At 60.1% G+C, this 25,846-nt stretch carries 24 protein-coding genes, 1 pseudogene and 1 riboswitch; of the genes and pseudogenes, 5 read left to right on the forward strand and 20 right to left on the reverse strand.

What is annotated here, in order from left to right; genetic code table 11:
- Nucleotides 1-149: 149 nt before the first annotated feature.
- The 3 genes from BMY36_RS00820 to BMY36_RS00830 form a co-directional block, all read right to left on the reverse strand.
- Nucleotides 150-974 (reverse strand): C40 family peptidase, encoded by an 825-nt coding sequence (locus BMY36_RS00820; RefSeq protein ID WP_050521432.1) that lies wholly within the window; start codon nucleotides 972-974, stop codon nucleotides 150-152.
- The gene (locus BMY36_RS00825) at nucleotides 971-2,356 is read right to left on the reverse strand and encodes a leucyl aminopeptidase family protein (protein WP_050521484.1); all 1,386 of its coding nucleotides are present in this window, start codon (nucleotides 2,354-2,356) and stop codon (nucleotides 971-973) included. The genes BMY36_RS00820 and BMY36_RS00825 overlap by 4 nt, the downstream gene beginning before the upstream one ends.
- Nucleotides 2,357-2,447: 91 nt before the next feature.
- Nucleotides 2,448-2,849, reverse strand: a complete 402-nt coding sequence (locus BMY36_RS00830; RefSeq protein ID WP_231579804.1) for a hypothetical protein — start codon at nucleotides 2,847-2,849, stop codon at nucleotides 2,448-2,450.
- Nucleotides 2,850-2,970: 121 nt separating this feature from the next.
- Here BMY36_RS00830 and BMY36_RS00835 point away from each other — a divergent pair, with 121 nt between their 5' ends.
- The 3 genes and pseudogenes from BMY36_RS00835 (at nucleotide 2,971) to BMY36_RS00840 (ending at nucleotide 5,051) form a co-directional block, all read left to right on the forward strand.
- On the forward strand, nucleotides 2,971-3,618 hold the full coding sequence (locus BMY36_RS00835; RefSeq protein WP_050521434.1) for a carbonic anhydrase: 648 nt from the start codon (nucleotides 2,971-2,973) through the stop codon (nucleotides 3,616-3,618).
- A gap of 245 nt (nucleotides 3,619-3,863) precedes the next feature.
- Nucleotides 3,864-3,974, forward strand: a pseudogene (locus tag BMY36_RS20925) (leucine-rich repeat domain-containing protein); the annotation flags it as partial.
- A 99-nt stretch (nucleotides 3,975-4,073) separates the two neighbouring features.
- Nucleotides 4,074-5,051, forward strand: coding sequence for a hypothetical protein (locus BMY36_RS00840; protein ID WP_050521435.1), 978 nt, complete (start codon nucleotides 4,074-4,076; stop codon nucleotides 5,049-5,051).
- A gap of 150 nt (nucleotides 5,052-5,201) precedes the next feature.
- On the opposite strand, the gene BMY36_RS00845 is transcribed toward BMY36_RS00840, so the two are convergent.
- The 12 genes from BMY36_RS00845 to BMY36_RS00900 form a co-directional block, all read right to left on the reverse strand.
- The gene (locus BMY36_RS00845; RefSeq protein WP_050521485.1) at nucleotides 5,202-6,224 is read right to left on the reverse strand and encodes an aspartate-semialdehyde dehydrogenase; all 1,023 of its coding nucleotides are present in this window, start codon (nucleotides 6,222-6,224) and stop codon (nucleotides 5,202-5,204) included.
- 69 nt (nucleotides 6,225-6,293) lie between these two features.
- A complete protein-coding gene (locus tag BMY36_RS00850) occupies nucleotides 6,294-7,460 on the reverse strand; it encodes an MFS transporter (RefSeq protein ID WP_050521436.1) in 1,167 nt (388 codons plus the stop codon).
- 73 nt (nucleotides 7,461-7,533) lie between these two features.
- Complete coding sequence (locus tag BMY36_RS00855; protein WP_050521486.1) at nucleotides 7,534-8,769, reverse strand: MFS transporter; 1,236 nt, start codon at nucleotides 8,767-8,769, stop codon at nucleotides 7,534-7,536.
- 84 nt (nucleotides 8,770-8,853) lie between these two features.
- The gene (locus tag BMY36_RS00860; protein ID WP_050521437.1) at nucleotides 8,854-10,767 is read right to left on the reverse strand and encodes a beta-galactosidase; all 1,914 of its coding nucleotides are present in this window, start codon (nucleotides 10,765-10,767) and stop codon (nucleotides 8,854-8,856) included.
- A complete protein-coding gene (locus BMY36_RS00865) occupies nucleotides 10,764-11,618 on the reverse strand; it encodes an SMP-30/gluconolactonase/LRE family protein (protein WP_050521438.1) in 855 nt (284 codons plus the stop codon). Before BMY36_RS00865 ends, BMY36_RS00860 begins: the two co-directional genes overlap by 4 nt.
- Nucleotides 11,615-12,217, reverse strand: a complete 603-nt coding sequence (locus BMY36_RS00870) for a 2-dehydro-3-deoxy-6-phosphogalactonate aldolase (RefSeq protein WP_050521439.1) — start codon at nucleotides 12,215-12,217, stop codon at nucleotides 11,615-11,617. Before BMY36_RS00870 ends, BMY36_RS00865 begins: the two co-directional genes overlap by 4 nt.
- Nucleotides 12,214-13,122: a 2-dehydro-3-deoxygalactonokinase gene (locus BMY36_RS00875; RefSeq protein WP_050521440.1), complete on the reverse strand. Its 909-nt coding sequence runs from the start codon at nucleotides 13,120-13,122 to the stop codon at nucleotides 12,214-12,216. The genes BMY36_RS00870 and BMY36_RS00875 overlap by 4 nt, the downstream gene beginning before the upstream one ends.
- Entirely contained in the window at nucleotides 13,119-13,898 is a 780-nt protein-coding gene (locus BMY36_RS00880) for an SDR family NAD(P)-dependent oxidoreductase (RefSeq protein WP_050521441.1), read from the reverse strand. The genes BMY36_RS00875 and BMY36_RS00880 overlap by 4 nt, the downstream gene beginning before the upstream one ends.
- Nucleotides 13,891-15,978 carry an alpha-galactosidase gene (locus BMY36_RS00885; RefSeq protein ID WP_050521442.1) on the reverse strand — a complete coding sequence of 696 codons (2,088 nt, stop codon included), beginning with the start codon at nucleotides 15,976-15,978 and terminating at the stop codon, nucleotides 13,891-13,893. The genes BMY36_RS00880 and BMY36_RS00885 overlap by 8 nt, the downstream gene beginning before the upstream one ends.
- Nucleotides 15,975-16,820, reverse strand: coding sequence for a carbohydrate ABC transporter permease (locus BMY36_RS00890; protein WP_050521443.1), 846 nt, complete (start codon nucleotides 16,818-16,820; stop codon nucleotides 15,975-15,977). The genes BMY36_RS00885 and BMY36_RS00890 overlap by 4 nt, the downstream gene beginning before the upstream one ends.
- 3 nt (nucleotides 16,821-16,823) lie before the next feature.
- The gene (locus tag BMY36_RS00895) at nucleotides 16,824-17,711 is read right to left on the reverse strand and encodes a carbohydrate ABC transporter permease (RefSeq protein WP_175469224.1); all 888 of its coding nucleotides are present in this window, start codon (nucleotides 17,709-17,711) and stop codon (nucleotides 16,824-16,826) included.
- Nucleotides 17,712-17,765: 54 nt separating this feature from the next.
- Nucleotides 17,766-18,998 carry an ABC transporter substrate-binding protein gene (locus BMY36_RS00900; RefSeq protein ID WP_050521444.1) on the reverse strand — a complete coding sequence of 411 codons (1,233 nt, stop codon included), beginning with the start codon at nucleotides 18,996-18,998 and terminating at the stop codon, nucleotides 17,766-17,768.
- Nucleotides 18,999-19,126: 128 nt separating this feature from the next.
- Here BMY36_RS00900 and BMY36_RS00905 point away from each other — a divergent pair, with 128 nt between their 5' ends.
- Entirely contained in the window at nucleotides 19,127-19,903 is a 777-nt protein-coding gene (locus BMY36_RS00905; RefSeq protein WP_050521488.1) for an IclR family transcriptional regulator, read from the forward strand.
- A 10-nt stretch (nucleotides 19,904-19,913) separates the two neighbouring features.
- Nucleotides 19,914-20,975, forward strand: a complete 1,062-nt coding sequence (locus tag BMY36_RS00910) for an ABC transporter ATP-binding protein (RefSeq protein WP_050521445.1) — start codon at nucleotides 19,914-19,916, stop codon at nucleotides 20,973-20,975.
- A gap of 7 nt (nucleotides 20,976-20,982) precedes the next feature.
- Here the strand turns inward: BMY36_RS00910 and BMY36_RS00915 are convergent, their stop codons facing one another.
- The 5 genes from BMY36_RS00915 to BMY36_RS00935 form a co-directional block, all read right to left on the reverse strand.
- On the reverse strand, nucleotides 20,983-21,675 hold the full coding sequence (locus BMY36_RS00915) for a thiamine ABC transporter ATP-binding protein (protein WP_050521446.1): 693 nt from the start codon (nucleotides 21,673-21,675) through the stop codon (nucleotides 20,983-20,985).
- Entirely contained in the window at nucleotides 21,662-23,200 is a 1,539-nt protein-coding gene (locus BMY36_RS00920; RefSeq protein ID WP_050521447.1) for a thiamine/thiamine pyrophosphate ABC transporter permease ThiP, read from the reverse strand. The genes BMY36_RS00915 and BMY36_RS00920 overlap by 14 nt, the downstream gene beginning before the upstream one ends.
- Nucleotides 23,200-24,177 (reverse strand): thiamine ABC transporter substrate-binding protein, encoded by a 978-nt coding sequence (locus tag BMY36_RS00925; RefSeq protein ID WP_050521448.1) that lies wholly within the window; start codon nucleotides 24,175-24,177, stop codon nucleotides 23,200-23,202. The genes BMY36_RS00920 and BMY36_RS00925 overlap by 1 nt, the downstream gene beginning before the upstream one ends.
- Before the next feature lie 40 nt (nucleotides 24,178-24,217).
- Nucleotides 24,218-24,325: riboswitch (TPP riboswitch) on the reverse strand.
- Between the two features lie 41 nt (nucleotides 24,326-24,366).
- Entirely contained in the window at nucleotides 24,367-24,906 is a 540-nt protein-coding gene (locus BMY36_RS00930; RefSeq protein WP_050521450.1) for a dihydrofolate reductase family protein, read from the reverse strand.
- Between the two features lie 75 nt (nucleotides 24,907-24,981).
- Complete coding sequence (locus tag BMY36_RS00935; RefSeq protein ID WP_050521451.1) at nucleotides 24,982-25,842, reverse strand: cytochrome c1; 861 nt, start codon at nucleotides 25,840-25,842, stop codon at nucleotides 24,982-24,984.
- Nucleotides 25,843-25,846: the final 4 nt, after the last annotated feature.

A 25,846-nucleotide genomic window follows, 5' to 3' on the forward strand; every position in this document is an offset into this window, starting at 1 on the left:
GGGCCCATCACATCGCCCTGCACCGACGCCATCGCTGCTGCTACCATGTTGCCCGCATTGCATCCTTTGCGCAAGCCCGGCCCATTCGGCTTGGTCCAAATACCTAACACCGCTGGCCCCGCGAACAGCGGCAAAGCAGGGAAAAAGGGCTACCCCACCCTGCGCCGCGCGGTTATGGCCCCCCCGCCCGATGCGATGATACGCGCAATCGCCACAGCCATAGGTTCCACCACCACCGCCATAAACGCACCCGTGGCGTGGATCATCAAATCAATGTCCACCACCATCGCGACATGGTCTTTCCAAAACAGCAAATCCCCGCGCAGCATTGGCGCACCGTCTGGCACCTCTGCGCCCAGCGCTTGCTGCATATCGCTATCCCCGGGGCAGGTCCGCCCACAGGCATGCAGCGACAGTTGCACCAACCCCGAACAATCCACCCCGGCGTGGCCATTGCCGCCCCACAAATACGGCGTGCCCACAAACAGCGCCGCCACCTCCACCGGGTCGTGGAACCATTGCCCGATGGGGCGCAGATGCCCGGCAGGCACAAACCCATGCGGGGTTTCGGCGAAATTCCCGGTTTGGCCTACCACGCACAACCGCGCGCCAAAAGAAATGCTCATGGATTGCGGGGCCTGCGCGCGCGGCTCGCTGTACAAATGGCTGGCGCGGGCGGCCAGCCAATGCGTGGGCCGCGTCGGTTCGGACAATGCGGCCTCCGGCACATAGCCGCAATATCCGTCCTTGGTGGCGCGGCCAAAGGCCATACCGTCCAACAGCTCAATCACCTCAAACCTGTCACCCAGGTTTAATTGTCGGTCGCGCGGCCCATCTTGTGCGCGCAGTAAATCCACCAGCGGCACCGCCACCTCATAAGGCGCGGCATCGGCGTATGCGGGCGCATTAACCGTGCCTTGCAAGGCGATGTGCGCCACACGGTCGTTGGCCAGCGTCAAACGGCGGTCCGTCATAGCGTGGCCCCCAACATCGCAGGCAGCGCATACAAAATCGCCCGCGCACCTTGGCCCGCCCCGCCTTGCGGTCTTGCCGGGGCCGCAGTCGGCTGATGGCCGTAAATATCAAAATGCACATAGTTTGGCGTGTCCACGAACCGCCGCAAAAACAGGGCCGCCGTGCTGGCCCCCGCAAAGCCGCCCGCTGGTGCGTTGTCCAAATCGGCAATCCCCGGTTCAATCATCGCCTCATACCCCGGCCACAAGGGCAGTCGCCACACCGGGTCCGCCGATTGCGCGCCGCCATTGGTCAGTGCCACCGCAAACCCATCATCATCGGTGAAAAACGGGGCCAAATCCGGCCCCACCGCCACCCGCGCCGCCCCGGTTAAGGTCGCCATGGAAATCACCAAATCCGGCTTGCCTTCACACGCATAGGCCAGCGCATCCGCCAACACCAACCGCCCCTCGGCATCGGTATTATTCACCTCCACCGTCAATCCCTTGCGCGATGTTAAAATATCCTTGGGCCGCATCGCCGCCCCCGAAATCGCGTTTTCCACCGCAGGCACCAACACCCGCAACCGCAACCGCAGGCCCAGCGCCATGATCATATGCGCCAGCCCCAGCACCGTCGCCGCCCCCCCCATATCCTTTTTCATCAACACCATTCCCGACGATGGTTTGATGTCCAGCCCGCCCGTGTCAAAGCAAACGCCCTTGCCCACCAACACCAAAAGCGGCCCCGCATCCCCCCATTGCATATCCAACAGCCGTGGCGCGCGGGTCGATGCACGCCCCACCGCATGAATCATCGGGAAATTCTGCGCCAGCAAATCATCGCCCACAATGACACTGGCCGTGGCCCCGTGGCGGGTGGCAAGCGCGCAAAACGCCGCCTCCATCTCCGCTGGTCCCATATCGCTGGCGGGCGTGTTGATCAGATCGCGGGTTAGCACCTCCGCCTGCGCCATCGCAATCACCCGCGCGCCGTCCACACCAACGGGCAGCGCCAACCGCGCCACGTCACGCGCCACAGGCTTGTACCGATCAAACCTATACTGCGCCAAAAACCAGCCCAAGGCTGCCTCCTCCAGCGCGGCACCCTCCAACCCGCCCACAAAATGCCAATCCCCAGCAGGCACCGCCAGCGCCACACCCGCCATCCCAAACTGCCGCCGCGCCCGTGCGCTGCCCGTGCCATTGCCCACAACCGCCGCCACAACCGCGCCGCCTGCATCCGGCAACAACACCACCGCGCCCAATCCCGCCTTAAACCCAACGGCCAACAGCCACGCCGCCTGCATGGGGGGCAGGCCCGCAAGGAACGCGGCCAAACCCGCTTCGTCCACCATATAAATCGGGCGCGTTACGGCATCATCGGGCGCAAATTCGGGCATATAAAACTCCATCAAACCAACTTAACTGGAATCCTAAACGCTTTCCCCCCCCCACTTCATCCCCAAAATCACGCGCCGCGAAAATAACCCGCTACACCTGCTGGTCCAACGCCCCCTTTTCGGTCGCCAGCGACGTTTCCGCCACCCGGATCAACCGCGCCCAAACCGCGCCAAAAGCCACCATATCGCCACCCTCCAAACAGGCCCGCACATCCGCCGCGACAACGCCCAAACTGACCAAACCCAACTGCTGCGCCATCCGTTCCAACCGCCGCAACTGCCGCGCCAAATCCAGCAAATCGCGCCCCCGCACCTGCACGGCCAGCCCCTGCATGGTCACCGCCAATTCGGCCAGCGCGCGGTTCACCACCTCCTCCGCCGCCTTGGTGCCCATCGACCGATAAATCAGCGCAATCGGCTCCGCATCCTGCTTAATCCTATCCTTCGGTCGAAATTCCATCACAATCGCAGCCATCGCACCCTCACTTTCCATTCACACCCGCCCCCACAATCGCCCAAGGTGTTGAACAAAAGGTTGCAGCACCCCCACAATCCCCCTCGAATTTTCTTAAATCCGCGCGTAAACCCCAATGACGCGTTACAGGAGGCCGCCGATGGACCACGCAAAACCGCTGCCCAGCTACCTCATCCAACGCTATCACGGGTGGAAAGCGACCGCCTATGCCGACAACAAAGCGTGGTATCGCAGGCTGGCCGAATCCGGCCAACACCCCCGCGCCATGGTCATTTCGTGCTGCGACAGCCGCGTGCATGTCACCTCGATCTTCGGCGCGGACGAAGGCGAATTTTTCATCCACCGCAACATCGCCAACCTCGTGCCGCCCTACACGCCCGATGGCAAAAACCACGGCACCTCCGCCGCCGTTGAATATGCGGTGACGGCGCTAAAGGTCGCGCATATCGTGGTGCTGGGCCATTCCAACTGCGGCGGCGTGCGCGGCTGCCATGACATGTGCGCCGGCCACGCCCCCGAACTGCTGGAAAGCAGCAGCTTTGTGGGCCGCTGGATGGACATTCTGCGCCCCGGCTATGAGCGTGTAAAACACATAGACGAGCCCCTACGCCCCCGCGCGCTGGAAAAAGAGGCGGTGGTGGTCAGCTTGGAAAACCTGATGACCTTCCCCTTTGTGCGCACCGCTGTCGAGGATGACCGCCTGACCCTGCACGGCCTCTGGACCGATGTTGGCGAAGGGGGGCTGGAACAATACGACCCCGTAAAATCCACCTTCTCCCAAGTCTAACCCCACCCCGCCCACATTGCGCCCCCGCGTCGGGTGGGGGTCCACCCCGCCCCCGCACGCACCGCCCCGTAGGTCGGGGTTCACCCCGACTCCAGCTCGCGAAAGGCCAGACGATGACCGAAGCAGAAAAGGCCTATGCCGAAGCGGAACGGATGATTGCAGAGGCGAAGCAGACGGGGGGCCGACTTAACTTTGATCATCCATTGACTATCGCAATGGCAGCTTTGCCCCCCGAAATTTCTAACATGCGAAAGCTACGACTCCTTTCGCTAAGCAACACCCAGATCACCGATGCTGCCCTAGAGAGAATATCCGGACTGAGTGACTTGAAATCTTTGTATGTCGACAACACTCAAATCACTGATGCCGGACTGGTCTACATCTGTGTCTTGGGTGGATTGCGAAGGCTCAATCTCATAAACACCAAAATCATAGATCTGCGCCCATTGCGACAAATGAAGTCACTATTAGAAATACCCGAAGGGGGCGGTCTTTCCTTTCGTAACTGCGCCGCCGCCAAAGCCGATCCTCGAATCGCCAAAATCGCCGCTATCGAAGACAGCAAAACCCGCGCCCAAGCCCTTTTCGACCTCATCGACGCAGGCTGGCTCCCACCGGGTGAAATCACCTCCGACACCCCAACCGCCCCCAGCTTCACCCTCCCCCCCGATGGCCCGATGCAGTCGCAAGACGCTGCCCCCATTGGCGGTGATGAAGACCAAGAGGACCTGCGCCAAGACCTGCTGCGCAAAATCAGCAATACGATTGAGGCGATTGGCACCTCCAACGAATGGGCGGGCCTGCGCGCCTCGGCGGAACATTACCGCACCCAAATCACCAAACCCCTGCCCGATATTCGCCTAAAGCGTCTCTATTCCGCCGCCAACACCCTGCGCGTGGCGTTTGAGGCGAACACCCAAGTCGAAACACTGGGCCGCAACACCGACCTAATGCCCCCGCTGGTTTTCGCTGCGCTGCAAGACGTGGTGCAAACCCACGGCTTGTTTTTCATGGGCTTTCCCAATGCCGCCGAAATCCACGCACAAATGCTGGCCGGGCTAACAGGCGCGCGCCGCCCGGCAGAGGTTGCCGCCGCCGCCCCCTTGGTCGAAAGCCTAGAAAACAAGCCCCGCGCGCTGGACGCGGAAGACCAAGCCGCCATGGCCGACGATCTCGCCGCCGCAAAGGGCGAAGGCCCCTCTGCCGAAATCGGCGAGAACAGCCTGCGCGGGCGCATGTGGAATATGTTAGGGGCGTTTGGGCGGAAGGTGGTTGCGCTCGGCTCTGCTGGCATTGCAACGTTGTCGGGCCACTATTTCATACTGTGGGTGCAAGCAAACGAAGCCGCGATTTTGGCTTGGCTAACGCTCACCCAAGGCGCTGCATCAGGCTGGTTCGCAACCGTTATGGCAATCCTAAAAGGCCTGCTTTAACCCCACCCCCGGGGCGGTGGGTTGCACCCACCCTACCCCCAAAACCGCGATGCACCTGTTAAAATTCGGTTAACAAAAAAACCAAATTCCAACAATATCAACGCTCTAAGGCGCGGATCGCGCGCGATGCACACCCGATCCGCACCCAAATCAGCCCTTTTTCAAACAGCGCTGGCCCAGAACTTCGGCAATCTGAACCGCATTCAACGCCGCCCCTTTGCGCAAATTATCCGACACGCACCACAGATTGATGCCGTTATCAATCGTGCTGTCCTGCCGGATGCGGCTGATAAAGGTCGCATATTCGCCCACACATTCAATCGGGGTCACATAGCCGCCATTTTCGCGTTTATCGATCACCATGATGCCCGGTGCCTCGCGCAAAATATCGCGGGCCTCATGCTCGTCCAAGAATTCCTCAAACTCGATGTTGATGGATTCGGAATGGCCCACGAACACCGGAACCCGCACGCAAGTCGCGGTGACCTTGATATCCTTGCCCATGATTTTCTTCGTCTCGGCAACCATTTTCCACTCTTCTTTGGTGGACCCATCATCGAGGAAAACATCAATATGCGGGATCACATTGAAGGCGATTTGCTTGGTGAATTTCTTGGCCGGCTTGTTGTCGGTCGGATTATAGATGCTTTTGGTCTGGTCCCACAGCTCATCAATCCCCTCCTTGCCCGCGCCGGAAACGGACTGATAGGTGGACACGACAACCCGCTTGATTTTCGCGCGGTCATGCAGCGGCTTCAACGCGACAACCATCTGCGCGGTCGAACAATTCGGGTTCGCGATGATCATCTTTTTGGTATAGCCATAAATTGCATCGGCGTTCACCTCTGGCACGATCAGGGGCACGTCGGCGTCATAGCGGTACAGGCTGGAATTGTCGATCACCACGCAGCCTTGGCTGGCAGCCTTTGGCGCGTAAATCTTGGTCGCATCCGACCCCACGGCGAACAGGGCAATGTCCCAGCCGGTGAAATCAAACGTGTCGAGATCCTTGCATTTCAAGGTCGCATCGCCAAAGCTGATTTCCGTACCCATGGATTTGCGCGACGCCAGCGCCACAATCTCATCCACTGGAAACTCGCGCTCTGCGAGGATATTCAGCATTTCACGGCCCACGTTGCCCGTGGCCCCAACGATAGCGACTCTATAGCCCATCTTGGCCTCCTTTAATGCAATCACCGCCCCATAGCGCAAAGGGATTGCGGGGGGAAGGGCCGCACGGGGTCAATCCGTGCGATCACGCGAAAACAGATACACCGACAACCCCACCATCAGCGCCACGGCAAAAAACCCAAAGATCGCCACATACCCCGCCTGCGGGCTGGCGGCTGTCGCGTTCAAATGCCCGGTATAAACCTGCGCCAACCCCGTGGCCCCGATGCCAAACAAGTTCATCAAGGTCACGCCGCGCCCCACCAAATGGGGCGGGAAAAACGCGCGCCCATGCGCCATGACCATGGGAAAGGACGCGCCAAAAAACCCAACAGCCGCCAACATCACCACGGCAAACGCCACCCCCTGCAACGGCAACGCCCAAAGCGCCACCAACGCCGCACAGGCCAACGCATTGCCGCCAAACACCAACCATTTGCGCGTGCCAAACACCCGGTCCAAGGGGCCATAAGCAAAGTTGCCCAGCACCATCGCCACCCCCATCGCCAAGGTCACACGGCCAATCCCACCCGCATCAAGCCCGTAAATATCGGCAAAATACGGCCCGGCCCACAGGCCCCGCAGCCCCGCCGCTGGCAAGTAATTCACCGCCATAATCGGGAAAATGAACCAAAGCGCCCGAATGCGCAAAATATCCATCAGCGACCCGCGCGGCCCCGGCGGCAGGGAAGCCGGGTCCCGCACCAACAGCGCAATCAACCCCGCCACCGCCAAGCTGATGCCTGCCAAAACCCACAAGCTGCCGCGCCACCCAAACACCTCCAGCGCCACCGCCAAAGGCAGCGAACTCGCGATGTTCCCGAACGAGCCGACACCAATCACTACACCCGCCAAGGTGCCAAACACCCGCGCAGAAAACACCCGCGCAAAAATGTAATAATTCGCCATCAACACCGGAGAGCAGCCAACGCCGATCAAGGCCATCGCCTGCGTCACCTCCTGCCCCGACGTGGCCACAGCAAACAACGCCGCCCCGCCCCCGGCCCCCAATCCAAACACCACCGCCGATGTCAGGCGGGGCCCCACCCGGTCCAACGCAATCCCCACCGGAATTTGCATCGCGGCAAAGGCCAAAAACCACACCCCCGACGCATCCGCCAAATCCGCCGCACTCACCCCCAGGTCAGCGATCAAAACCGGGCTCATCACGGCCAAAAACGCGCGGTAAAACTGGCTCAGGACATAGGCCAAAACCAAACTGAAAATCCCTGCTTTCACACCCGCCCCCGCAGATTCATCTTGGCAAAAATACCTCCGCCGGAGGCTCGGATGCCCCGCAACCGCAGGCCCGTCACGCTGCGACCAGCCCCACGCGGCGCTCCTTGATCGGCAAATGCACCAGCGCCGAAAACGCGCCCACCCCGATGCCGATCCACCACACCAGCGTGTAATCGCCCGTCACATCATACATCCGCCCGCCCAGCCAGACGCCCAGAAACGACCCCAACTGATGGCTGAAAAACACAAACCCATAGAGCGTGCCCATATACCGCAGGCCGTACAAATGCGCGACCAAACCGCTGGTCAGGGGCACCGTGGCCAGCCACAACGACCCCATGACAAGCGAGAACAAAAGCACCGTCACGGGCGTCATCGGTAGCAAAATAAACGCGGCAGCTGTCACAGTGCGCGCTGCGTAAATCCCCGCCAGCAGGTACTTTTTGGAATACCGTTTGCCCAACCAGCCCGCGTAAATCGCACCGCCAATATTCGCCATACCAATCACCGAAATCGCCACCGCGCCCAGCGCGGACGTGCTGGAAATCCCAATGGCGGCCAAATACCCGCCGGGGTCCACCGGGCCACACATTTCGGTCACAAAGGCCGGGAAATGCGCGGTGATAAACCCAAGCTGATACCCGCAGGAGAAAAAGCCCACAAAAATCATGATATAACTCGGGTCTTTGAACGCGCGTTTTAACACATGCCCAAGACTTTCTTGCAGCTCCACCTTGGTCGCGGTGATCGGGGCGCGCAAGGCGGGCAGCGCAAACAGAACGGACAGGATCACGACCGAAAAGATCGTAAACACCACCTGCCAGCTGTAAATTTGCAGCAACGCCTCGGCCACGGGCGCGCCAAACACTTGGCCCGCCGAGCCAGCAGCGGTGGCGATGCCCAAGGCAAGGCTGCGGTTTTCATCAGAACTCGCGCGGCCCACAATCGCCAAAATCACGCCAAACCCGGTGCCTGCAATCCCAAACCCCACCAGAATTTCCAGCAGCCAATGCTGCCCCGGCGTCACCGCGAATGATGACAGCAACAACCCCGCCGAATACAAAAACGCCCCCGCGATAATCGCGCGGCGGTCGCCAAACCGTTCGGCCAGCGCGCCAAAAATTGGTTGCCCCACACCCCAAGCCAAATTTTGAATCGCAATCGCCATCGAAAAATCCGCGCGCAGCCAACCAAATTCTGTGGCGATCGGGATTTGAAACACGCCAAAGCTGGCGCGAATGGCAAAGTTGATCATCAAGATGAAACAACCCGCAATTAGCACAGGCGTGAACAGGGCGGATTTGGTCATCGCAGGCCTCCGGCGGTTGGTCTGCGACATCTGCGCCGCACCCCGCCTTTGGTCAATCGTTCAATTGTGTGGGGTGCAAAACCATCAGTCCCACGCAACCCCAGCGGGCGGCAAGGTGTGGCCTGCGTGGGTCACCTCAACGGCGGCGTAGTTAAACCAAAAGGTACGCGTGCCCGATTGGCGACAGCGCAACCCTTCGGGCAACGCGGCGGCCTCAATCCCTTGCGCGGCACAAAGCCGGGTCAGGATGCGGGCCAGCGCCACCTCATCCGGCAAGCCCGCAAGGTAATGCAGGCCGCCATGGGCCACCAGCGCAGGCCAGCCGTCGGTGGTTTCCTCAATCACTTGCGCGCTACCTTCCAGCTTTTCGCGCCACAGATGGAACGTGCCCCCCTGCGCCAGTGGTACGGGCAGATCGGGCGGCAGGGTTTCCACGCGGGCGACCACGCAGTCCAGCCCCGGCAGGTTCGGCGGCAACGGATTGGGGATGGAAAACTCGGGCGTTTTGGAATTGCTGCGCGGACCGATCAGCGCCGATGGGCAAGCCGCCAGCGCCGTGATCAGCGCATCCGGCAGCGTGGCGATGGCGGGGGCCAGCACCAGTTTATAGGCGGACAAGTCCGTGACCGAAGGCGGCAAAATATCCACCGACAGGCCCAACCGCCGCAAGCCTTTGTAAAAGCCAAAAACCACGTTGAAATAATCAAAACCCCGGCCTTGCGGCTGCGTGGCCCATGCCCATGCGCTGGCATAATCGAAAATCAGCGCGATGGGGGGGGTGGTGTGTTCGACATCGGGCATCGCGGCCAATTCTTGGGCCACCTCAGCCGCCGCATGATAGGCGGGGGCGGGTTCGCTGTCGGGGCGCAACATGCCCGCGTGCATTTGCTCTTGGGCAAAGGGGGCTTGGCGCCAGCGGAAATAACACACGGCCTCTGCGCCATGGGCGAACGCCTCCCACGCCCAAAGGCGGGCCATGCCGGGCAAGGGGTCAGGGTTGAATGGGGCCCAGTTCACCGGGCCGGGTTGTTGTTCCATAATCCACCAGCGGCCCCCGGACGCGGCGCGTCCAGACCTCATGGCGCCCACGGCGCGGTACAAATCGTGGTGAAAGGCTTGGAAATCGGGGTCGCCTTGGCGCGCGAAATCGCGTTTATGATCGGCGCTGGCCGCAATCCGGTCGGACAAAAACCCAAGGGGGTAGCTGTCCCATGTGGCGATTTCCAAATCCGCACCCGTTGCAAAATGGTCAAAATCCACCACAGCACCCATGTAATTGTGCGAAATGGGGGCTGTGGAATGGCGGCGAATGATGTCGGTTTGCACGCGGTTGAAGCGGGCAACTTGGTCACTGGAAAAACGGCGAAAATCCATGGCATGGGCGGGGTTCGCCTCGGTCACGGTCAAATTCGGCAGGTCAATTTCCGCAAAATCAGCGTATTCCATCGACCAAAACACATTGCCCCACGCGCGGTTCAACGCGGCAGGCGATTGGTATTTTTGCGCCAGCCAATCGCGAAAGGCGTGGCGCGCGGCATCAGAATAGCTGACCGTGGTATCGTGGCAGCCGTATTCATTATCGGTCTGCCACGCAGCCACGCGCGCGCCATACCGTTTGGCCAGATCGGTGGTGATGCGCGCACATTCCGCGATATACCCTTGATGGCTAAAACAATAATGCCGGCGCGACCCAAACCCGCGTTTATGCCCATTGGCATCCAGCGCCAGCATGTCGGGGTGACGGTCCAACATCCAGCGCGGCGGGGTGGCGGTGGGCGTGCCCAGCACCACCTTCAAACCATGCGCAATCAGCGTGTCAATCGCGCGATCGAGCCATGCCCAATCATATTGGCCGGGGGTGGGTTCCATCCGGGACCACGCAAATTCGCCAATGCGCACCCATGTCAGGCCAATCGCAGCCATGCGGGCGGCATCTTCGGCCCATTGGGATTCGGGCCAATGTTCGGGGTAATAACAGGTGCCAAGCGTGCGTTTCATAAGATAACCCGTGGTTCAGGAAGGCCGCGCGCACCTGCAGCGGCGACAAAGGTTTTGCCCGCATCGGGGCTGCGCGCCAAATCCGCCGGGGCCATGCCCTGAATGGCGGACGTGCAAAAAATCTGGTCCAAATCCGCACCACCAAAAGCCGGGCAGGTCAGCTGGCTTGCGGCAAAAGCGATGCTGCGGATGCGCGCGCCGTGGCGGTCAAACACCGCGATCTGGCCCGCACCCCACAGCGCCACATAGAGGTTTCCATCCGCATCGACCACCGCGCCATCGGGGCTTTCATCCACCTCGCGCAGATCGATAAACGGTTCGGGCGCTGCATTTGGCCAGCCGTCCGCGTCCAGCGTGACCCGTTGAATGATCTGCGTGCGGGTGTCGGTGAAATGCGCGCTGCGACCATCTGGGGAAAAACAAATCGCGTTGGGGATGGTAAGATTTGAAAAAAGCAGCCGCAATTCCCCTTTATAGAGCCTGTAAATCGCCCCCTTGCCTGCCTGCGCCGCGCGCCCCATCGTGCCAATCCAAAACCCACCCTGTCGGTCCGCGCGCCCATCGTTGGAACGTGTTACGGGGTTATCCGCCTCCAGCGCCACCACGATTTTATGGGTGCCTGTGGGGATGTCAAACCGCAACAGCGCGGTATCAGACGCGATCAGCAGCGTGTCACGGTCCACCCAACCCGCCGCCGACACCATCTGGTCGAAATGCCAGTCGGCGGGGCCATCGGGGCCGATTGTCAACAAGCGCTTGCCAAAAATATCGAACCAAAACAATTGGTTTCGCTGCGGATGCCACAGCGCCCCTTCACCCAAGGCACACAGGCGCGGGTCAAAAATAGTCATTCCAACGCGTCCCACGCAGCGATGATTGCGCGGGCGCGGGTTGCCACTTCGGCCACCATCAGGCCGGGGGTGTAAAGGGCGGAACCGATGCCAAACCCATCCGCACCGGCCCGCCGCCACTCCGCGAAATTGGCAGGGCCAGCACCGCCCACGGCATAAACCTGCGTGCGCGCAGGCAACACGGCGCGCATCGCCTTGACCCCTTCAGGGCCAATGATGGAGGCGGGAAAAATCTTTAGCCCCGTAGCCCCGGCGGCCAATGCGGCGAAACATTCGGTCGGGGTCAGCGCGCCTGGCCAGCTTTGCATCCCCGCCGCGATTGTTGCGCGAATAACCGCCGGATCGGTGTTGGGCGACACCACCAACTTGCCGCCAGCGGCTGCGACCTGCGCCACCTGATCGACCGTTAAAACCGTGCCTGCACCAATCAACGCGCGGTCCCCAAATTCATGCGCCATCACGGCAATGGAGGTATAGGGATCGGGTGAATTCAGCGGCACCTCAATCCGGGTAAACCCTGCGGCGATCAGGGCGGCTGTGACTGGCACGGCCTCATCCGGGGAAATGCCGCGCAAAATCGCGATCAGGGGTCGGGTCATAGCGCACCTTTCAGTTTGGAGAGGCCCGCCAGCGTGCAATCAGCGGCGTTCAGCGTTTGGGGGGTGATGCCCTGTTGCAACAGGGCGTGAGCATAAATATCACAAAGCGTTGGTGCGCCGATCAAGGTGACGTTTTGACCCAGCCAATAAGGTTTTGCCGCCGCAAATTCCATCCCAATCAACAACCCAGACAAACGACTGCGCGCGGCGATGGGGGATAGGTTTGCCAGCAACCCTTCGGCGCGCAGGGAAAACAGCCGCGCCCCCAGCTTTTCCGGGCGCGACAACGCATCCGACAGCGCCAGATCAAATGCCGCCCCATCAAACCCATCGGGGGCAATGCCGTGGCGCAACACCGACTGCTGTGAAAACAGCGCAAACATTTCGCCGGTCAGGAATGTCTGAAAACTCACCACCTCGCCCGCGCTGATATGAACCCATTTGGAATGGGTGCCGGGCAAACACATCACCCCATCATAATCTGGGTTCAGGGCCAGCGCGCCCGCGATCTGCGTCTCCTCACCGCGCATCACATCGGCGGGATTGTCTTGGCGCAAGCCCGGCGCGATATGGAAAATCAGACGGGGATCATGGGTTTGAACGCGGGTCAGCGCGTTGGCATCCAGCGGCGCACAAGGAACGGTACGGTATTTCGCCTCGGCCCAACCTTGGCGCGAACCGACCATGCCACAGGCCAAAATCTTGGTAGGCGCGGTCAACCACGGACCGATCAGCGCGATCAAAGCTGGTTCAAACTGGGCGGGGGTCAGCGTGCCCATACCATCATTGCTGCTGGCTTGCGCCAAAGGGCCAGCGGCCCCCATCGCCGTCGCGCGCAGATGGGTGGTACCCCAATCCACCGCAATCCAATCGGGCGGCGCGGGCAAAATCTGCGCCGCTGTCATCCCGTCACCGCCACGCCACCATCAATCACAAGTGCTTGGCCAGTCATCATTTTTGACGATGATGAGGCGAGGAATAATACCCCCCCCACAATATCATCAGGGGACAAACTATCTTGCAAACATTGCCGCGCCAGATGGGCCGCCAACCCTTCGGGCGTCACCCACATATCCTTTTGCTTTTGCGTCAAAACCCAGCCCGGGGCCAGCGCATTGACACGAATCCGGTCAGGCCCAAACTCGCGCGCAAGGCTGCGGGTCAAGCCGTTGATCGCGGAATTGGCGGCGGTGTACAGCGGATAGCCCGCGTTCCCCATCATGTAACTGATCGACGAAAAGTTGATGATCGACCCACCGCCAGCCGCCTTCATCCCCGCAACGACGGCTTGGGCCGCAAAGAAATACGGCTTGAAATTAATGTCCATCATCTGGGTGTAAAACGCATCATCGACCTGCGCCGTGCTGTGGCGTTTGTCGTTGGCGGCGTTGTTGACCAGCGTGGTGACGGGGCCATGCGCGGCACCGGCTTGCGCAATAGCGGCCTGCAACGCGTCTGTGTTCGTAATGTCACAGGCGATAAACAAAGGGCGATTTCCGGTCGCGGTTTCCATCTGATCGACAAAGGCGCTGGCGTCTGACCGTTGCACAAATGCCACGCGCGCGCCTTGCCGCAAGAACCCTTCGGTCAGCGCCGCCCCAATGCCCGACCCGCCGCCAGTGATGAAAACGGACGCGCGGGACAGGCAGGAATAGGTCGCTTGGGGCATAAAATCACTCATCAGGGGAAAGGCGGGTGCCTTCCAGCACCCACATGGTTTCGGGGAAATGCCACGGCAGCATGATGCCGTGCTGCATAAGATAGGTGCCAGACAGGCGCAACGGGCCCGATTTCAGCGCGGGCGTACCGCGCGATAACCGGGTCGGCGCGCGGGTGGGCCGCAGCGTGATGTCGTACTGCGCTGCGGGATCAAGCCCTGTTAGGCGCAAAGGCCGCGGCAGAATTTGCCGTGAAGTGGCTGTTTTGGCTGCGAAAACCACAAAGCGCGCGCCATCCCGTTCCTGCTGCTGTTCGGCAATCACGGACGGGTCCGCACTGTCCAACCGCAAGATATCGCCATGCATGGTCCAATCACGGTTGGCCTTCCACCACGCGGTCACTTCGGTCAGGGTTGCTGCCTCGTCTTTCGTTAACTCACGCGGGTCCATTTCGAACCCCATGTGCCGTTGGGCAGCAGTCCACGCGCGCAAGGCAATATCCAGCGTGCGCCCCGATGTGTGACAATGGCGCGGCCCAACATGCGATCCGGTCACAGCGGCGGGTAGGAACAGCGCCGCATCATGTTGAATTTGCAGGCGTTCCAGGGCATCATTGCTGTCGGATAACCACACCCGCTGGGTGTGCGCCATGATGCCAAAGTCGATACGACCGCCGCCCGACGCGCAACTTTCAATCTCTACCAACGGGAAATCGCTGCGCAAACGGGCCAGCAGGGCATAGGTGCCGCGGGTTTGAGCGGAGTCGGGATTGGGCAGAAGTCGGTTATGATCCCATTTGATATAGTCGATGGCGTGGGCCGCCAAAATCGTCGCGATCTGGGCGTAAAGATGGTCGCGCACTTGCGGCAGGGCCATGTTCAAAACCAATTGCTGACGGCCGCGAATTTGGTCCATGGGGCCAAGCACCCAATCGGGGTGAGCGCGGAACAAGTCACTGTTTTTATTTATCATTTCAGGTTCAAACCACAACCCAAACGTCATGCCAGCGGCGTGGATATGATCAATCAACGGGGTCAAACCATCAGGGTATTTGCGCGCATCCACCTGCCAATCACCAAGGCTGGACGTGTCATCATCGCGCTGCCCGAACCAGCCATCATCCAGCACAAACCGTTCGGCCCCAAGGGCGGCGGCGCGGGTGGCGATGTCTTTCAACTCGGCCAAGCTGTGGCGAAAATACACCGCTTCCCAGCAGTTATAGTGCACGGGGCGGGTACGGCGGGGCCATGTGACAATCCGGTCGCGCAGATGTCGCTGGAATGCCACGGCGCATCCATTCAAACCGCTGTTGGAACAAGTGATATACAAGGGGGCAGAGGCGAATTCGGTGCCCGGCTGCGCCTCTGCGCCCCATGTGTTACCAAATTGCACTTGGCGGCGACCATCTTGCAACTCCTCGGCCACCATGCGGTGACCACCGGACCAACCGTAATGGAACGCGAAGGCTTGGCCTTGCGTGTTTGTGGCACCTGTACAGGGAATGATAAGGCCGGGGAAATGTTCGTGCCCTGACCGCCCCGTACGGCTTTCGCGCAGGCGGATACCGGGGGTCCAAGGCAGGCGAGTGGCCTGAAATTCGCCACACCAGCGGCCAGAAAAATCAATCATTTCTGTGGCTTGCTGGGGGGCTGGCAGCACGGGGGCCGCCAGCCAATCCAGCCGCACAGGGGCGCTGGCGGTCAGGCGGGTTTGCGCGGTGATGATATGGGTTTGCGCACCCGCTGCGAAATCAAACTGCAAGGTTAGGCCAAGGGCAGCATCGGCATAGATCAATGACAGCGTGCCCTTGCCAACCGCATCGCGCACATAGGAAAAGCGTGGCAAAAGCGCCGCACCCGTAGCATCGCGCAGGGCCAAACCGGGCTGACCGGGGAAACTGCGCGCCGCCTCGGGGCACAGCGACAGAGCAGGGTTTTCATCCAGCATCCCGCCTGTCACATCCAGCGTATGGGCGGCGGCAATGTCGCCCAGATCGCAATCCGGCAAGGTCGCCCCCCAATAGACACATTCGGGCAAATGCCCATCCCGTGCGGCCAGCGCCAGCGTTTGCCGCCCATCATCCAAACGCCATGTTTGCATCATTTCACCGCCCCCAAGGTTAGCCCCGCGATGAAGTGTTTTTGCATCAGGAAAAACATCAAAACGGGGGGAAGAGCGGCCAGAATGGACCCGGCAGATACCAGATGCCACGCGGCCACCCATTGCCCGTTCAACGAGGACAGGCCCGCGGTGATGGGCTGGGTTTCCTTGGTCGTGGTCAGCACGGTGGCCCAGAAAAAGTCGTTCCAGATGAAGGTGAACACCAAAACCGATAGGGCGGCGATGGCGGGTTTCATCAGGGGCAAGACGATGTGCCAAAAGATTTGGATCTCGGACACGCCCTCGACGCGCGCGGCCTCGATCAGCTCAAACGGGAGGGCCTTGATGAAATTGCGCATGAAAAGGGTGCAAAATCCGGTTTGAAAGGCGATGTGAAACATCGCAAGTCCGGTCCATGAGTTGTACATGCCAAGGGTCAACGTCAGATCGCGCACGGGCACCATAAGGATTTGAAATGGAATGAAATTACCCGCGACAAACAGGAAAAACACCACGAGGTTGGACCGGAATTTATAGATGCCAAGCGCAAATCCGGTCATGCACGACAGCGCAACCGCGCCGATCACCGTGGGGATCGTGACCTTCAGCGAATTGAGCATGTAGCTGCCCAGATCGCTGTCGCGAAACACTGAAATGTAGTTTTCAAACGCGATATAGCTGGGCATTCCGAAATAATTGCCCTGCGCCAAATCGGACGCCGGGCGCAGCGATGTCATAGCGACGCCAAGCAGGGGAAACAGCCACAAAATCAATGCGATAGGCAATGCGATGGTGTAAAGGCGCTGGGTCAGCGGGCGGGTTTGTTCAATTGGGCGAGGAAACATCTGTCAGCGCTCCGTCTCGTCGCGCCACATCTTCCAGATGAAGCCCGAGATGAAAACCATCATAATCGCAAACAACACAACGGCGATTGCCGCACCGTAGCCCATGCGAAAGCCATATTCGCTAAGCGCTTGTTCGTACATGTAAAACGACAACACACGGCTGGACCCCCAAGGCCCACCATCGGTCATAATCGACACCAAATCAAAGCTGCGCAGCGCGCCGATCACGGTCACAACCACGGCAATAAACGTGGCAGGGCGCAGTTGCGGCAAGATCACATGCCACAGCATTTTCCAGCCTTTGGCCCCGTCCAACCGCGCCGCCTCGACCTGATCGGGGGCGATGTTGTTCAGACCCGTGATATACAGGATCATCACATAGGCAATTTGCGGCCAAAGGCCGGCCACGATGATGCCATAGGTGACGTATTTTTCATCCGCCAGAATGGCGATACCATCGCCTGTCAGCCATTCGATCAGCTTGTAAAACAGGCCGAAATTGGGCGCGTAAAACCATGAAAACATCAATCCCACAACGACCTGCGAGATCACAAAAGGAAAGAAAAACAACGACTTGTAAATGCGGATGCCGCGCACGGTTTGGTTCAGGAATATCGCGATAAACAGGCCCGCAGGCACCGCCAGCAAATAAAGCGCCAGCCAGATCACGTTGTTTTTCAACGAGGTGTAAAACGCCTCATCATCCAGCAATTCGACATAGTTCGCGGTGCCAATATAGGTGGCATCCCCCAGCCCGTCCCAGTCATAAAACGACAGCGAGAGCGATTGGAAAATCGGGATGATGACATAAACCAGGAACATCGCCGCACCCGGCGCAAGGAACAGCCACGGCGCTAGACGCAACTGGTTTCGTTTCCAATAGCTGGTCATGGCTTCCCCCCCTTGGCGAAAATGGCCCCACGTTACACGCGGGGCCAGATTGGATTATTTATAGATACGGTCGCGCGACTTTTCCAAACGGTCCAGAATGGCGTCCAGACGGTCTGGTTTCACCATAAATTCCTGGAACCCTTCCATGCCTATTTTTGCCATTTCGGCGGGGGCATCGCGGTCAAAGAATTGCGCCAGCGCATAGGCCGACGACAGTGCTTCAAACCCTGCGGACAGGAACGGATCGGCAGCATCCACAGTCGCACCCTTGTTCGTGGGCAATTGCCCCAAGGCCGCGTTCAGCTTGGTCTGCACATCGGCGCGCGCGACAAAAGCCAGGAATTTCTTGGCATCATCGACGTTTTTCGCACCTGCTGGAATGTGGATCGTATCGGTCGGCGCATCTTCGGCACGCGGCAGGCCTGCAGTGATTTCTGGGAACACCAGAAAGCCCAAGGTGTCATTCGTCATGCCACCTTCTTTGAAATTCGCCACGGCAAAGTTGCCCATGACATAATTCGCGGCCTTACCTTGCACCAACAGCGCTGCGGCATCTTGCCAATCAATCGCCGCGTGGTTTTCGGTGGTATAGGGCAGCACTTTTGCCCATTCCGCAAAGGTCGCTTTGACCTTGTCATCGGTCCACGCAACCTTGCCCGCTGTCAGGTCCATGTGGAATTCATAGCCGTTGGTGCGCAGGTTCAGATAGTCGAATATCCCAGCAATCGGCCACAGCGCCTTGGACCCGGTGGTCAGGCAATCGACGCCCGCCGCTTTGAACTTTGCGCAGTTTTCAATGAACCCATCCCAAGTGGTTGGCACTTCAACGCCCGCCGCTTTGTACACGTCCTTGTTGTAATAAATACCCCACTGGTAATAGGTATAGGGCACGCCCCACTGCTTGCCATCAATGGTCATCGACGCTTTGGCGGATGCCAATTGCTCGCTCAACCCATTGTCAGCCCAGACATCGGACACGTCCATGAACTGACCTGCGTTAACAAACGGGGCCATGCGGTTGCCCGCGTACCAGTTGGCCAAATCCGGGCTGTCGGCGGACAAAAAGTTGCGAATCGCGGTTTTGTACCCTTCGTGGTCAAAGTTGTTCAACGTGACCTTTACGTCCGGGTTTTCCGCCTCAAAATCCGCGATGATCGCTTGGAACGCGGCCAAGGGGGCTGGGTCAAAATCGGCGTTATAGTTCAGTGTACGGGTTTGCGCGAATGCGCTGCCCGACATCATCAATGCAGCGGTCAGCGCGAATGCGCCGGTTTTCAGCTGTGTCATGGTTTCCTCCCTGACGGTTTCGATGGGCGTTAGGTTTCATTATTTGAAACTCAGTTTTGAATGTTGAAACTATGCGCTGAATGGGATAGCCTGTCAACAACGACAATCAGGGGGCTTCGGTGAACAAGATCGTTGAAACAGGGGATGGCACTGTTGGCAAAGCGCTGGAGGTGCTGGACAGCGTCGCCGCCGTCGGTGGCCCCGTGCGGTTTACCGACCTGCTGGCCAACAGCCCGTTTCCCAAGGCGACCCTGTACCGGTTTTTGCAAACCCTGACGCATCAAGGCATGCTGTCTTATGACCCCGACCGTCAAACCTATGCGTTGGGGATGCGGTTGGTGCGGCTGGCGCATACGGCCTGGTCACGGTCCAGCCTTGCCCCAATCGCGCGCCCGCATTTGGACCGCTTGTCGGCGGAATTGGGCGAAACCTTGCATTTGGCGCAGTTGGACCAAGGCCAAGTGCTGTATGTCGACAAACGCAACGCCGCCCAACCGGTTGAAATGTTTTCATCCGCAGGCAAGGTTGGCCCCGCTTATTGCACCGGGGTGGGCAAAGCGATGATGGCCCATTTGCCCCCTGATGCGGTGGAACAAGTCATGGTGCGGCAAAGCTTTCACCGCTTCACCCCCCACACCTATACGACGCCTGCCGAACTAGCAGCGGAACTGACCGCGATCACCAAACGCGGCTATGCGTTCGACCGCGAGGAACATGAGCCGGGCATCATCTGCATCGCCGTGCCTATCCTGTCGGACCGGGGGCGGGCGATTGGGGCAATTTCGGTCACATCCACCACCACGCGTACCGATCTGGGCGCGCTGAAACTTTTGGCACCAAGGCTGCGCGCCGTTGCGCAAGACATCGCAGGGGACGCGCGCGATTGGCGTTTTCCGGAACAATAAGGGGGCTTCGATGACGGGCGTAAATCTGGCTGGGGTGACAAAGCGGTTTGGCGATGTGCAGGTGATCCACGGGGTCGATCTAGTGGTGGAAGATGGGGAGTTTTGCGTGTTCGTCGGCCCATCAGGCTGCGGCAAATCCACCTTGCTGCGCATGATCGCGGGCTTGGAAAAAACCACCGCCGGGCATATTGCCATTGGCGACCGTGACGTGACCGATGCCGACCCCGCCGATCGTGGCGTGGCGATGGTGTTCCAAACCTATGCCCTGTACCCGCATATGACCGTGGCCGAAAACATGGGGTTCGGGTTGAAAATGACCGGCCACTCAAAGGCCGAAGTCGCCGCCAAAGTGGCCGAAGCCAGCCGAATTTTGAAGCTGGATGATTATCTGACCCGCAAACCCAAGGCGCTGTCTGGTGGGCAACGCCAGCGCGTGGCGATTGGGCGCGCGATTGTGCGCGGGCCGGAAGTGTTTTTGTTCGATGAACCGCTGTCGAACCTTGATGCGGAATTGCGCGTTGAAATGCGTGGCGAAATTGCGCGCCTGCACCGCGAGATCGGGGCCACGATGATCTATGTCACTCATGATCAGGTGGAGGCGATGACGCTTGCCGACAAAATCGTGGTGCTGCGCAAAGGCGTGATAGAACAGGTCGGCGCCCCGTTGGAATTGTACAACAACCCCGACAACCGCTTCGTGGCGGGCTTTATCGGGTCGCCCGCGATGAACTTTGTGGGCGGCACAGTGGCGCGGGCGGGCGTGGTCACGGCCCCCGGTTTTGGGGTCGATGTGGCAACTGACGCGGCGCTGCCGGGGGCTGGCGCATCCGTGGTTTTGGGCCTGCGCCCCCAGCATGTCCAAATTTGCGCGGGCAATACCCACCGCGTGGAAATGACCGAGGCGTTGGGCGGCGTCACCTATATCCACCTGACCACCGCCACGCATGAAAAACTGGTGGTCGAGGTGCATGACACACCAACCGCCAAATTGGGCACGACTGTTGGCATCAAAATTGATGCCACCCACGCCTTGGTGTTTGAAGACAGCACGCGCGGTTTGCGTTTGCGGTAAACGCGCCTTACCCCAAATACGCGGCCAATTCGGGGGGCGGATTGGCCAATAAAGCGGCGGTGGGTTGCGGGGCATGGGCCACACCGCCCGCCACCAAACAAGTGATCGGCGCGAAACTTGCCGCGTCCTTTGGGTCATGCGTCACCATCAAAACGGTGGCCCCGCTTTCGCCCGCCAGTTCTGCCACCAACGCCAACATATCGGCCTTTAACGCGGGCCCAAGGGCTGCGAACGGTTCATCCAGCAGCAACAATGGCCGCGCACGCAGCAACGCCCGCGCCAGCGCCGCCCGGCTTTGCTGCCCACCCGAAAGTTGTGCAGGCAAGCGCGGCCCCATGCCCGCCAATCCCACGCGGGTCAACGCCGCATCAACGCGGGCGTGATCGGCGCGCGCCAACCGCAACCCCGGCGCAATCCCCAACCCCAAATTCTGCGCGATGGTCAAATGCGGAAACAGGTTTTGATCCTGAAACACCGTTGTGATGGGCCGCGCGCCGGGGTCCATCCGCGTCAAATCCACCCCGTCCCACATAACCCGCCCCGAATCGGCCCCGAAAAACCCACCAATCACCGAAAGCAGGGTCGATTTACCCGCCCCCGATGGGCCAATCACCGCAATCCGTGCGCCAGCAGCCGCCTGCCAATCGGCGGTCAGGCGAAACGCGCCTTGGGTCACAACCACGTTTTCAAGCAGCAGCATATCTGCGCCCCCAATGATCAAAAATCCAAAACAGCGTAAAGGACAGCGCGACCAACACCAGCGCCGCCGCCGCCGCTTGGTCCATCCGATACGCCCCCATCAGGCGGTGCACGATCAAAGGCAAAGTCGCCTCCGCATCGCCCGCAAACAGCGCGATCACGCCCAAATCGCCCATCGACAGCGCCGCGACCAACCCCGCCGCAAACCCCAAAGGCCGCGACAAACGGGGCAACACAACCCAACGCAGCCGCGCCCACGCGGTTAGGCCCAGCGATTGCGACAGACGGTGATAATCGGTGTAAAGGCTGCGTGCCTCGGGTGCCAAAATGCGAAACGCAAAGGGCAGCGACAGCGCGGCGTTGATGACAAACGTCACGGGCAACGCAAGGCTGGACGGGCGCACATAGGGTTGCAACAGCAAGAAAAGCCCGGTTCCCAACACCAAACTGGACGCCGCCAGCGGCAACGTCGCGGCCAGCGCAGGCCATGCCCGCCCCCGCGCCGCCGCCATCGCAAAGACCAGCGCAACCCCGATCGACACCGCTGTCGACGCCAGCGCGATTCCCAACGACCGCCCCGCCGCTGCCCAAACCTGCCCCGGCAGATCGACCAAACCCGGCACCCCACGCAACACAACAGCCCCCAGCGGCAGCGCGAAAAACAACGCCGCCAACGTGATTGCCACAACATCACCCGCACGGTGCCAACCGCCCGGCGCAGGCGGCCCGCCAATGCGCCCGCCCCCCGCGCCGAAACCCGATGGCAAGGCAACCCGCGCCGCCACCAAAAACGCCAGCGCGCACAGCCCAAATTGCAACAGCGCCAACCGCGCTGCGGTGGGCAAATCAAAATCAAACCGCACTGCTTGGTAAATCGCCAGCTCCACCGTGGTGGCGCGCGGCCCACCGCCAAGCGTCAGGGCCACGGCAAAACTGGCCAAACAAATCACAAATATCACCAGCGCGGCCCCCGGCAGCACCGCACGCAGCATCGGCCATTCGATATGGCGCTGCACGTCACGCGGCGAAAACCCAAGGCTTTGCGCCAGCCGAAACCGTTCGGTCGGGATCGCTTGCCAGCCATGCAAAATCATCCGCACCGCCAGCGGCATGTTGAAAAACACATGCGCCAACACTACCCCTTGCAGCCCGTAAATCGAAAACGCAGGCAGCCCCAGCGTGGCCAAAAGCCCATTCACCCAACCCGCGCGGCCAAACACGGCCAAAAGTCCCAGCACCGCCACAATCACGGGCAGGATAAACGGCGCGCCCAAAGTGGCGATCAACACCTCCCGCCCCACAAAGCGCCGCCGCGCCAAAGCCCGCGCCACAGGCACCGCCAACACCACGGAAATGCCCGCCGACAGCACCGATTGCCACAGGGTAAACCGCAACGCTGACCCTTCTGCAACGGTCAGCGTTGCGGCCGAAAACGACAGGCCCAATGCGCCCAGCGGGGCCAGCAACAACAGCATAACCGCCACTGCCAACCCCGTCGCGGCCCAGATAACGGCCCGATCGGTCATTACTGGCTTAATGCGCGCTGCCATTCGGCAATCGCCTCGTCTTGGATCGCGGCCACTTCAGCCTCGGTGTAAAACAGCGACTTTGGCGGCAGGTTCAGCTTTGCAAACTCCGGCGGCATCAGGCTGGGGTCCAGCTTGACCGGAAAACCGAAATTCACCCGCGGAATCATCTCTTGAAACGTGGGGGACAACACGAAATCCATAAAGGATTGCGCCAGTTCGGGCTGGTCGGTGCCCGCGATTTGGCCCACCACCTCAGCGGTGAAATAATGCCCTTCGCTAAAAATCGCGGCCACTTTGGTTTCGTCCTGCTCCACGATCATATGATAGGCGGGCGATGTGATATACGACATCACCATGTCCGCCTCGCCCGATGTGAACAGGCCATACGCCTCGGACCAGCCTTTGGTCACGGTCAAGATGCGGGGCGCAAGGCGCTGCCAATACGCCTCGGCTTGATCACCATAAACCGACTTCACCCACAAAACCAAAGCAAGGCCCGCCCCCGACGACCGCGGGTCTTGGATCACAATTTTCACATCTTCGGGCAGAGCCACCAGCGCCTCAAAATCGGTGGGCGGGTTGGTCAGTTTGGTGTTGTCATAGATGAAGGCGGTGTCGCCGTAATTGAAGGGCAAGAAGGTGTTATCGGTCCATTCCACGGGCAAGGTCAGTGACCCAAGGTCTTGATTATGCGGGCTAAACAGCCCGGTCGCCCGCGCGCGCAGGGTTTCATCGGTGGAAATACCGATCACCACATCGGCTTCGGTCCTCGCACCTTCTAACATCAGGCTGGGGATCAATTCGGTGGTGCGGTATTGCAAATCGCAGCCGCAAACCGCCTCAAACGCAGTTTCAATCGCGGGGCCAGGACCCCATTCGGATGCAAAGGATGTGGACGCATAGACCGTCAACACAGGGGTTTCGGCCCATGCAGGCGTGGCCAAAAGGGGGATAAACAAAAGTCGTTTCAACATGGCTCTTTCTCCAAAAAACGACGGCAAAAAGTCGGGGATGGAGTATTCCATGCACCTTCCCTCCGCCGGTCCTAACCGGTTCAGGTTCAACGGGTTTTTGGCTTTTGCCAATTCTCAGCCTTACACAAAGGCTCCCCGAGGTATGGTTAGGATAACGTGCTTGGCGGCGGGGGCAAGGGGCAATGCGCCCTAGCGGATCACGGAATAGGTGGAGGAGGTGATGCCAGACGGAAAGCTGCGCGTGGCGTGATGGTGCAGCGCCACATCACCAGGCAGCGCGCCAAACAGCGGGCGGCCCTGCCCCAATAGCACAGGCACGCGGGTCACGGTGATGGCGTCCAACACACCCGCACGCAAGAATGACTGCAAAACTTGGCCCCCATCGACATAGGCGCGGCTCCAGCCTTCCTCATCCAAGGCGGCCAGCAGGTCGGGCACAGACATATCACAAATCGCAACGTAATCGGCCAAAGGATCGGGAATATCATCAACCGTCAGGCTTTGGCTTAACACGATCACGGGCAGGGCATAGGGCCACGCGCCAAAGGCCAGCACCGACTCGTAAGTGCCGCGCCCCATGATAATCCCATCCTTATCCGCCAAAAACGCGTCATAGCCGTGATCTTCTGACCCGGCGTTGAAGGGGACCAGCCAATCCAGACTGCCATCGGGGCGGGCGATGAACCCATCCAAACTGGCGGCGATAAAGGCGTGGCACGTCATGGGCATCGGGCGACCTTTCTTCGGTTGAACGAAAAAGGCCCCACCGTTCCGGGCGGGGCCTTGTTTATCACGGCGATCAGGTCACGCGTGCTTTTTCTTTGGGCCTTTAACGCCAGCCCAAAGCCGTTTGTTGGACAGGTACAACAGCACCGACAGGATGGTCAGGAAAATCACCGCAGTGAAACCCGCCTGCTTGCGCGCCATCATCTTTGGCTCGGCAGTCCACATCAAGAACGCGGTCACGTCCTGCGCCATGGCGCTGACGGTGTTTGGCTCACCGTTCTGGAATTCAACCTGTTCATCCGACAATGGTGGACCCATCGCAATCCAGCTGCCGGGGATGGTCGAAATCCCTTTTTCATCCTTGCAAGTGTCCGGCACGCCACCCGCACTGAACGCGGTGTTGTAATAGAACCCATCAATGCCATCCGGCGCACATTCAGGGTTTTCCTCGTAATGGGTCAGCAGGGAATAAATATATTCCGCCCCGCCAATCCCATTCACCAACTGGCTAATCCCCGTGCCCGCAGGCCCATGGAAACCCGCACGGGCCTTGGCCATCAAGCTAAGGTCCGGCGCGTTGGACAGGCCCGACATTGGAAAATGGTCTGTTGGTTTGCCCGGGCGCGTGTCGTCCAATTCGGCATCAAAGATGTCAAATTGTTCGGCATAGGCCCGCACTTGGTCTGCGGGCAAATGTGGCCCACCCTCTTCGGCCAGCGACCGAATCGGGACAAACTTCAGCCCGTGACAGGCGGAACACACTTCGGTGTACACCTGCAAACCGCGCTGAAGCTGGTTTTCGTCATACTTGCCGAATGGCCCTTCCCAGCTGAACGGCACATCGGTGATGTGACCGGCAGCCCCGGCGGCCATTGCCGCGCCCGACCCCATAACGAGGGCAGAAACGGCGCTGATTGCTAACTTGCGAAACATAATCATCAGG

Origin of the sequence: Pseudorhodobacter antarcticus, assembly GCF_900110135.1 — a bacterium.
GTDB lineage: Bacteria > Pseudomonadota > Alphaproteobacteria > Rhodobacterales > Rhodobacteraceae > Pseudorhodobacter > Pseudorhodobacter antarcticus.